Below are 8960 nucleotides of genomic sequence, written 5' to 3' on the forward strand. Positions count from 1 at the left end.
AACTCCGTCATGTGTATGGGGTCAGGATACAGCGACCGTCGCCACCATCAACCATGCAAAGCAAAAGGGCGCCCTGTTGGGCGCCCTTCGCGTCTTCCGATGGTGTCGGAATTACTCGATGATTTTCGAGACAACGCCCGAACCAACGGTGCGGCCACCTTCGCGGATTGCGAAGCGCAGGCCGTCTTCCATGGCGATCGGTGCGATCAGCTCGACGGTGAAGCGCAGGTTGTCGCCGGGCATCACCATCTCGGTGCCTTCCGGCAGGTTCACGGTGCCGGTCACGTCGGTGGTCCGGAAGTAGAACTGCGGACGGTAGTTCGCGAAGAACGGAGTGTGACGGCCGCCTTCTTCCTTGGTCAGAATGTACACTTCCGACTCGAACTTGGTGTGCGGGGTCACCGAACCGGGCTTGCACAGAACCTGACCGCGCTCGACCTTTTCACGGTCGATACCGCGCAGCAGGGCGCCGATGTTGTCGCCGGCTTCACCGCGGTCCAGCAGCTTGCGGAACATTTCAACGCCGGTACAGGTGGTGGTCTGAGTGGCCTTGATGCCGACGATCTCGATCGAGTCGCCAACGTTGATCACGCCACGCTCAACACGACCGGTCACAACGGTGGCGCGGCCCGAGATCGAGAACACGTCTTCGATCGGCATCAGGAACGGCTGGTCAACAGCACGTGCCGGGGTCGAGATGTATTCGTCGACAGCCGCCATCAGTTCGCGGATCTTGTTCTCGCCGATTGCTTCGTCACGGCCTTCCAGCGCGGCCAGAGCCGAACCTGCGATGATCGGAATATCGTCGCCCGGGAAGTCGTAGGTCGACAGCAGCTCGCGGATTTCCATTTCCACCAGCTCCAGCAGTTCTTCGTCGTCGACCTGGTCGACTTTGTTCATGAACACGACCAGTGCGGGAACGCCAACCTGACGCGCCAGCAGGATGTGCTCGCGGGTCTGCGGCATGGGGCCGTCAGCTGCGTTCACAACCAGAATGCCGCCGTCCATCTGAGCCGCGCCGGTGATCATGTTCTTCACATAGTCAGCGTGGCCGGGGCAGTCGACGTGTGCGTAGTGGCGGTTCTCGGTCTCGTACTCGACGTGCGCGGTCGAGATCGTGATGCCGCGTGCCTTTTCTTCAGGCGCCGAGTCGATCGCGTCGTAGGCCTTGAAGTCACCGAAGTACTTGGTGATTGCTGCGGTCAGAGTGGTCTTGCCGTGGTCAACGTGGCCGATCGTGCCGATGTTGACGTGCGGCTTGTTACGCGAAAACTTTTCCTTTGCCATTCCTTGGCGCCTCGTGTTCAGGGGCCCCAGCGGCCCGGTTTTGTCATCGGGGGCCGATTTATTGGTTTGAGCACCGGAAATCAAGCCTTCGATATGGCTCGGGTGCAGGGGAATTTGACGATATGCCCCTGCTGCGCGTCTTCAGTCCCCGTTTGTCGCCCCGTCGGCGGCTTCGGGCGCCTTGAACCAGCCCTCTTCGGTGTTTTTGCGCACTAGGAATTCCTCGATCTTTTTCGCGGCGTTGCGCGACAGGTGCTCTATCTGCTGCTCTCGGGATTGGGTCAGCCCAGACCCCAGAATCGAGTTGCCCGAGAACGATTCCATCACAACGATCTGCTCGGGTTTTTCATTCAGCTTTTTGCCCTTTGCATCGTCCCAGACCGTCAGGTTGATGATCAGAACCGATTTCGGAGACGCGACGATCGGAATGCCGGGAACGGCCAGGACATACCCTTCGACCGACACGCCAAAGTGATACAGCCGGTCGCCGGTATAGCGCCCGAACCGCTCGGCCACTGCGCCGGTCAGGGCGGCTTGCCACTCCTCGACCGTCGCCTCGCGCGAAGCAGGCCCTTTGACCATCTTGGGAGCGACAACGATATTGTGACCCAGCTTGAACCCGCCCAAATCCACCGGCGCCTTGTCCAGATCGTTGGAATTGGTGCAGGCCGCCAACCCCAAGAGCAAGGCGAAAAGGGCAAGAATGCGCGTCATGTCGGTTCTCCGTCTGTCCGTCCGTGCAGGGATAAAGCACCGAGTGCACTGGCGCAATCGCCGCCTTTGCCAAACCGGGCCGCGCCCCTATATTCCACTTAGCAGCCAAGGTATCCCATGTCTCAGACCGCCCTGCCCGTCCGCGTCCCGCTCGTCACCCAGCCGATGGGCCTGTGGGCCAGCCTGTCCGCTGCGCGCCGCAACGTGCTGTCGATCATCCCCGACATCGCCACCCGTCAGCCGATGGTGTCCGGCAAGACCGGCAAACGCTGGCACATGGTCATGGACCCCGAGGCCCTGCGCCGCATCCTGCTGGAAAAGCTGGACGACTATCCCAAATCCGACGTGACAAAGAACTTGCTGCGCCCCGCGATCGGCGAATCCCTGTTCGTCGCCGAGGGCGCGCATTGGCGTTGGCAGCGGCGCACGGCGGCCCCGGCGTTCTCGCATCGCAATGTCACCAACCTCGGCCCGATCATGACAGCCGCCGCCGAACGGTCCGCCGCACGCATCGTGGCTGCTGGCAAACGCGCGGTGAACGTGCACGAAGAGATGGTCCAGGCCACGTTCGAGGTGATCAGCGACGTCACCTTTTCAGGCGACGAAGGCTTTGACCGCACCGCCGTGCACCACGCCATCGACGCTTATATCGCCGAGGCCGGTCGCGTCAGCCTGCTGGACATGATCGGCGCCCCGGAATGGTTCCCGCGCCCCAACCGCCTGTTTGCGGGCAAGGCCGTCGCCCGGATGAAACAGATGGCCGACCACGCCGTCACCTCGCGCAATTCCAGACCTTCAGGCACGGTCCCCGACCTGCTGGATCTGCTGCTGGCCGGGGAAGACCCGGAAACCCATCGCAGCATGAACACGGCTGAGTTGCGGGATAACCTGCTGGCCTTCATCGTCGCGGGCCACGAAACCACCGCCCTGACGCTCTCCTGGGCGCTCTACCTCTGCGCCTTCGATCCCCAGATACAGGACGCCGCCCGCGCCGAAGCACAGGCCGCCCTGCCCTACGGCGCACCCGCCACGGCCGATGACCTGCCAAACCTCCCGTTCATCCGCATGATCATAGACGAGGCCCTGCGCCTCTACCCGCCAGCCGCCCTCGTCTCTCGCACAGCCAAAAAGCCAGACATGCTCTGCGGGCGAGAGGTCCGAACCGGCGACACCGTGATCCTGCCGATCTACGCGCTGCACCGAAACCACCTGCTCTGGCCCGACCCCGACCGCTTCGACCCGCGGCGCTTCGTCGACCGCAAGGCCATCGCGCGCTACACCTACCTGCCCTTCGGCGACGGCCCCCGCATCTGCATCGGCGCCAGCTTCGCCCTGCAAGAGGCCGTGATCATTCTCGCCACCCTGCTCGCGCGCTTCCGCTTCACCCCGGTACCGGGACGCAACCCCAATCCCGTGATGATCCTGACCCTGCGCCCCGAAGGCGGCGTCTGGCTGCAGGCAGAGCCCGTCCAACCCTAAGCACAGCCCCTGGCTTCTTTCTGACCGAAATACTCTGGGGGTGAGGCCGCAGGCCGAGGGGGCAACGCCCCCTCTTTGCCAATCAAGTGAACTTGAAGCTGCGCGGGAACCCGTAAGGCGCTTTCTTCCCGACCGAGGCGCGCTTGCCCAGCCATTCGGTCAGATCAGGCTCGTGGCGGGTCTTGCCGCCGCCCATTTCCCAGCTCAAGCCATCCGCCCAGGTAAAGGTGGTGATGTCGGACAGGCCGCCATCCAGCTCCAGCATGCCCTGACGCCCGCGCGCCATGTTGTACTTCTGCAGGCGCACGCCCTTGCCACGGGTCATTTCCGGCAGTTCCTCGACCGGGAACACCAGGAATTTGCCGTTCTGGCTGACGATGGCCACGTGATCGCCCGCGATCGGACGCACCAGTTGCGCCTTCACCCCATCGCCGACGTTCAGCACCTGCTTGCCGGTGCGGGTCTGGGCCAGGATATCCTCCTCGGCGACCATGAAGCCGTTGCCCTCGGACGAAGCGACCAGCAATTTCTGGCCGGGCTTGTGGATCAGGATCTCGATGATCTCGGCCTCGTTGGGCAGATCGACCATCAGGCGCAGAGGTTCGCCCATGCCGCGCCCGCCGGGCAGGTTGCTGGCCTGCACCGTATAGAACCGCCCGTTGGTGGCGAAAATCAGCAGCTTGTCGGTGGTTTCGGCGTGGAAGGTGAAGCGCGGCCCGTCGCCGTCCTTGAACTTCAGCTCGCGCGTCAGGTCGATATGGCCGGTCATGGCCCGAATCCAACCCATCTGCGAACAGACAACGGTGATCGGCTCACGCTCGATCATCGCTTCCAGCGGCACTTCTTCGACCTCGGTCGCCTCGGCGAACTGGGTGCGACGCGCGCCGCCCTCGTAGTCCCGGCCGAATTTCTTGCGGGTCTCGCGCAGCTCTTCGGAAATACGCGCCCATTGCACGCTGTCCGAGGCCAGCAGATCCTCCAGCGCCGCGCGTTCTTCCATCAGGGCGTCGCGTTCGCGGATCAGCTCGATCTCTTCCAGGCGGCGCAGGCTGCGCAGGCGCATGTTCAGGATCGCTTCGGCCTGCACCTCGGTCAGCTCGCCCTCGCCAGTGCTGGGCAGCGGAGAGGCATAATCTTTCTCCGAGGTCGCACGGACGCGTTTCAGGCTCCAATCTTCGGCCATCAGCGCGGCCTTGGGATCGTCGTCATAGCGGATGATGTCGATCACGCGATCCAGATTCAGGAAGGCGATGATGAACCCTTCGAGCACCTCCAACCGGTGGTCGATCTTGTCCATCCGGTGCCGCGAGCGTCGCAGCAGCACCTCGCGCCGGTGGTCCAGAAACGCGCGAAGCACTTCCTTGAGCGAGCAGACCTTGGGCGTCACGCCGTCGATCAGCACGTTCATGTTCAGGCTGAAGCGCACCTCAAGATCCGAGTTGCGGAACAGCGTGCCCATCAGCACCTGCGGGTCCACGTTCTTGGACTTGGGCTCCAGAATGACGCGGATGTCATCGGCGGATTCGTCGCGCACATCGGCCAGGATCGGAACCTTCTTGGTCTGGATGACCTCGGCCAGTTTCTCGATCAGCTTGGATTTCTGGACCTGATACGGGATCTCGGTGACCACGATCTGCCAGGTGCCGCGGCCCAGATCCTCGACCTCCCACTTGGCGCGCAGACGGAAAGATCCGCGCCCGGTGCGATAGGACTCGGCGATGCTTTCTTTCGGTTCGACCAGCACACCGCCGGTCGGGAAATCCGGGCCCGGCACGTATTGCAGCAGCGTGTCGTCGCGCGCGTCGGGGGCCTTGATCAGATGCAGGCAGGCATTGCACAGCTCTTCGATGTTGTGGGGCGGGATGTTCGTCGCCATGCCCACCGCGATACCCGCCGCGCCATTGGCCAGCAGGTTCGGAAACGCCGCCGGCAGCACCACGGGTTCGGTCAGGGTGCCGTCGTAGTTTTCGCGGAAATCGACCGCGTCCTCGTTCAGCCCTTCGAGCAGCGCCTCAGCGGCAGCGGTCATGCGCGCTTCGGTATAACGCGAGGCAGCCGGGTTATCGCCGTCGATATTGCCGAAGTTCCCCTGCCCGTCGACCAACGGGTAACGGACGTTGAAATCCTGCGCCAGACGCGCCATCGCGTCATAGATCGCGGCATCGCCATGCGGGTGATAGTTACCCATCACGTCGCCGCTGATCTTGGCGGACTTGCGGAACCCGCCCGAGGAACTGAGTCGCAGCTCTCTCATCGCGTAAAGGATTCGCCGGTGCACCGGCTTCAGCCCGTCCCGAGCATCCGGCAGGGCACGGTGCATGATCGTGCTTAGCGCGTAGGTCAGATAGCGTTCACCGATTGCCCGGCGCAGCGGCTCGGCAATTTCGGTGGGGTTCATGTTGGGGTCGTCCAGCAGATCGCTCATACATGCTGTGTACCGCCCAAAATCTGGCACGGCAAGGCGCAGGCGCCATGCGACTGAATTCTGTGCCCGGAGAACAATTGTGGCCCCACGGCGTCAACCATTTGGACACAGTGTTGTGACCGACCGGGGAACGCGAGTGCGGGTTTCCCCATAAGAAAACAGTGTCTTTCGTGTTAAAATCACGGGGATTTTTAAGATGTTGTGTATAGGGGGACGCGCTATGTTGCGCTTTATTTTTCTGACATTCGTTTTCCTCGGATGGGCATTTTACGAGGCCAGCGGCGGCAAGGATTTCGCCCGGCAACTGGAGCAGAAACGAGAAATGGCGGCGGCACAGGCGGCACAATCGGCCCCGCAGACCGTCGCGGCGCAGACGGATGCCCCACAGACCACGGCCGTGACCGAAGCGAAGGTGACGCGCGCCTCGTTCGAGCCTGCCTCGCTGGGTGCAGCGAACGCGCAAAGCGCGGCTCCGATCGTGCAAGCAGCGGCTCCGCCTGAGGCGACCAGCCGCCCGGCCCCGGAACCCGCGCAGACCGAGGCCGAACAAGACGACCCCACCATCGCCAATATCGACGAAAAACCGGCCCCCGATGTCCGGCAAGTCACGGGTGCGCGCGTCAACATGCGCAACGGCCCGTCGACCGGCTATAACGTGGTGGCCCGCCTGACCCGCGGAACCAAGGTTCTGATCCTGCAAGAGCCCGGCAACGGCTGGGTCAAGCTGAAGGTCGAGGAGACCGGACGCGTCGGTTGGATGGCGGCAAAGCTGCTGGAACCCGCGCAGGGTTAAGCCCCGATTGCATCACTCGCAGATTTGCCCTAGCCCTTGCGCCAACAGCGCAGGGAACCGTCAAAACATGAGCAAATCCATCCTGATCACCGGGTGTTCCTCGGGCATTGGCTATGACGCCGCGCATGGGCTGAAACGAGCTGGCTGGCGCGTCTTTGCCACCTGTCGCCAGCAAAAGGACGTCGAGCGCCTGCAATCCGAAGGGCTGGAAAGCATTCGCCTGGACTATGCCGACGAGGGTAGCCTTCGCGACGCCCTGGCCTGGGTGCTGGAGCAAACCGGCGGCACGCTGGACGCGCTATACAACAACGGCGCCCATGCCTGCCCGGGCGCCGCCGAGGATTTGCCACGCGGCGCCCTGCGCGAGATTTTCGAAGTGAACCTGTTCGGCGTCCACGACCTGACCCGTCTGGTCATTCCGGTGATGCGCGCACAAGGACACGGGCACATCATCAACTGCTCGTCCATTCTGGGCTTGGTCGTCGCCCCGTGGCGCGCCGCCTACAACAGCACCAAATTCGCGCTGGAGGGACTGACCGACACCCTGCGGATCGAGATGCGCGACACCAACATCAAGGTCGTCCTGTTGGAACCCGGTCCCGTGACATCGCGTATCCGGGCCAACTCTGTCCCGCATTTCGAGAAATGGATCGACTGGGAAAACTCCCCCCGGGCCGGGCAATACCGGACCAGCCTGCGCCAGCGCCTCTATGCCAAGAAGGAAGGCAAGGATACGTTCGAGCTGCCGGCCTCGGCCGTCACGGCGAAGCTGCTGAAAATCCTGAACAGCGCCAATCCCGCGCCGCGCTACTACGTCACCACGCCGACCTACATCATGGGAACGCTGCGCCGTATCCTGCCCACCCGCGCGCTGGATGCGATCCTGTCGCGCGGTTGACGCGACAAATCGCGGGTTCGCTTTTGGGCGCGGACACACTACATCAGGCGCAACTCATCAATAAGGACCGTTCAGAATGAAAGACGATCCCCTGTTCTACGTCGTCGCCATCGCCTGCCTGATCGTCGTCGGCATCCTGCTGACCGGCATTGGCGGCTTTGCCAAGGGCGGCGAATTCAACCGCAAACACGCAAACCGGATCATGCGGATGCGCATCGTCGCGCAATTCATCGCCATCGTCCTGATCCTGGGCTTTGTCTGGATCCGGAAAGGCTGATCATGGTTGTCCTGAACAAGATCTACACCCGCACCGGCGACAAGGGCGACACCGCGCTTGGGAACGGCGACCGCGTCGCCAAGAACTCGGCCCGCGTGAACGCCTACGGCACGGTGGACGAGACGAACGCAACGCTGGGCTTGGCCCGTCTGCACGCCGACGGAGAAATGGATGCCGCGTTGGAGCGGATTCAGAACGACCTGTTCGATCTGGGCGCCGATCTGTGCCGCCCCGAGATGGAAAAGGACGCCGAGGCCGAATATCCGCCGCTGCGGATCGTCCAATCGCAGGTCGACCGGCTGGAGGCCGAAATCGATGCGATGAACAAGACGCTGACCCCGCTGCGCAGTTTCATCCTGCCGGGCGGATCGCCGCTGGCGACGCATCTGCACCTGTGCCGGACCGTCTCGCGCCGGGCCGAGCGACTGTCCGTTGAACTGGCGCAGATCGAAACCGTGAACCCGGCTGCCGTGAAATACCTCAACCGCCTCAGCGACTGGATGTTCGTTGCCGCGCGCGTGGCCAACGACAACGGTCTGGCCGATGTCCTTTGGGTGCCTGGCGCCAATCGCTAAGCCTGTGGCAGCATGACGCAGGCCGTGACGAATACTCGGCCGGCCTGCGATTTCGTGGAATTTACTGGCAATATATTTACGTAAATATATTGTCATTTCCACAGGGCGAAATTCGCATTCCGCAAGCCTGTCTCGCGCACCATTCCCTAGCGTAAATTCCGCTGGACAGAAGTCAATACAGATGCGAACCACCCCTCACACGGGAGCATTCCCGGGGCAACAATCAAGAAACGCGGCGTCCTAAGACGCCAAAGTGACGATTTTGCCCTGTTTCACGGGCGCGCAAGATTATATCAACGCGCTGAGCTTTTCTGAGGGAGTCGTTTCGCGGCCCCCGGTCATTTGAAGGGAGACCACGCTGATGAAGGTCCTAGTACCGGTCAAACGTGTGATTGACTACAACGTGAAGGTTCGCGTTAAGGCGGACGGTAGCGGAGTTGATCTCGCGAATGTGAAGATGTCGATGAACCCGTTCGACGAGATTGCGGTCGAAGAGGCGATCCGGCTGAAGG

General features: G+C 62.5%; 8 protein-coding genes and 1 pseudogene. 6 read left to right on the forward strand and 3 right to left on the reverse strand.

Annotation, left to right across the window (positions count from 1 at the left end; translation table 11 throughout):
- Nucleotides 1-111: 111 nt before the first annotated feature.
- Together tuf and E7681_RS06450 are read right to left on the reverse strand one after the other, a co-directional pair.
- A complete protein-coding gene (gene tuf / locus E7681_RS06445; RefSeq protein ID WP_136338437.1) occupies nt 112-1287 on the reverse strand; it encodes an elongation factor Tu in 1176 nt (391 codons plus the stop codon).
- Between the two features lie 141 nt (nt 1288-1428).
- The gene (locus E7681_RS06450; protein ID WP_136338438.1) at nt 1429-2001 is read right to left on the reverse strand and encodes a hypothetical protein; all 573 of its coding nucleotides are present in this window, start codon (nt 1999-2001) and stop codon (nt 1429-1431) included.
- Between the two features lie 117 nt (nt 2002-2118).
- On the opposite strand from E7681_RS06450, the gene E7681_RS06455 reads away from it, so the two are divergent.
- Complete coding sequence (locus tag E7681_RS06455; RefSeq protein ID WP_136338439.1) at nt 2119-3480, forward strand: cytochrome P450; 1362 nt, start codon at nt 2119-2121, stop codon at nt 3478-3480.
- 82 nt (nt 3481-3562) lie between these two features.
- Here E7681_RS06455 and E7681_RS06460 read toward each other — a convergent pair whose 3' ends face one another.
- Nucleotides 3563-5905, reverse strand: a complete 2343-nt coding sequence (locus E7681_RS06460) for a DNA topoisomerase IV subunit A (RefSeq protein ID WP_136338440.1) — start codon at nt 5903-5905, stop codon at nt 3563-3565.
- Between the two features lie 220 nt (nt 5906-6125).
- On the opposite strand from E7681_RS06460, the gene E7681_RS06465 reads away from it, so the two are divergent.
- The 5 genes and pseudogenes from E7681_RS06465 to E7681_RS06485 form a co-directional block, all read left to right on the forward strand.
- Entirely contained in the window at nt 6126-6698 is a 573-nt protein-coding gene (locus E7681_RS06465; protein WP_168733165.1) for an SH3 domain-containing protein, read from the forward strand.
- Between the two features lie 67 nt (nt 6699-6765).
- A complete protein-coding gene (locus E7681_RS06470; protein WP_136338442.1) occupies nt 6766-7596 on the forward strand; it encodes an SDR family NAD(P)-dependent oxidoreductase in 831 nt (276 codons plus the stop codon).
- Nucleotides 7597-7672: 76 nt separating this feature from the next.
- Nucleotides 7673-7873, forward strand: coding sequence for a twin transmembrane helix small protein (locus E7681_RS06475; RefSeq protein WP_136338443.1), 201 nt, complete (start codon nt 7673-7675; stop codon nt 7871-7873).
- A gap of 2 nt (nt 7874-7875) precedes the next feature.
- On the forward strand, nt 7876-8448 hold the full coding sequence (locus E7681_RS06480) for a cob(I)yrinic acid a,c-diamide adenosyltransferase (RefSeq protein WP_136338444.1): 573 nt from the start codon (nt 7876-7878) through the stop codon (nt 8446-8448).
- A 361-nt stretch (nt 8449-8809) separates the two neighbouring features.
- Nucleotides 8810-8960, forward strand: a pseudogene (locus E7681_RS06485) (electron transfer flavoprotein subunit beta/FixA family protein); the annotation flags it as partial.

The organism is Thalassobius vesicularis, assembly GCF_004799325.1.
GTDB classification, from domain to species: Bacteria; Pseudomonadota; Alphaproteobacteria; order Rhodobacterales; family Rhodobacteraceae; genus Thalassobius; species Thalassobius vesicularis.

Bases quoted from the DNA above. Each gene is read 5' to 3' on its own strand.
- tuf (WP_136338437.1), bottom strand. From the start codon at position 1,287: ATGGCAAAGGAAAAGTTTTCGCGTAACAAGCCGCACGTCAACATCGGC.
- E7681_RS06450 (WP_136338438.1), bottom strand. From the start codon at position 2,001: ATGACGCGCATTCTTGCCCTTTTCGCCTTGCTCTTGGGGTTGGCGGCC.
- E7681_RS06455 (WP_136338439.1), top strand. From the start codon at position 2,119: ATGTCTCAGACCGCCCTGCCCGTCCGCGTCCCGCTCGTCACCCAGCCG.
- E7681_RS06460 (WP_136338440.1), bottom strand. From the start codon at position 5,905: ATGAGCGATCTGCTGGACGACCCCAACATGAACCCCACCGAAATTGCC.
- E7681_RS06465 (WP_168733165.1), top strand. From the start codon at position 6,126: ATGTTGCGCTTTATTTTTCTGACATTCGTTTTCCTCGGATGGGCATTT.
- E7681_RS06470 (WP_136338442.1), top strand. From the start codon at position 6,766: ATGAGCAAATCCATCCTGATCACCGGGTGTTCCTCGGGCATTGGCTAT.
- E7681_RS06475 (WP_136338443.1), top strand. From the start codon at position 7,673: ATGAAAGACGATCCCCTGTTCTACGTCGTCGCCATCGCCTGCCTGATC.
- E7681_RS06480 (WP_136338444.1), top strand. From the start codon at position 7,876: ATGGTTGTCCTGAACAAGATCTACACCCGCACCGGCGACAAGGGCGAC.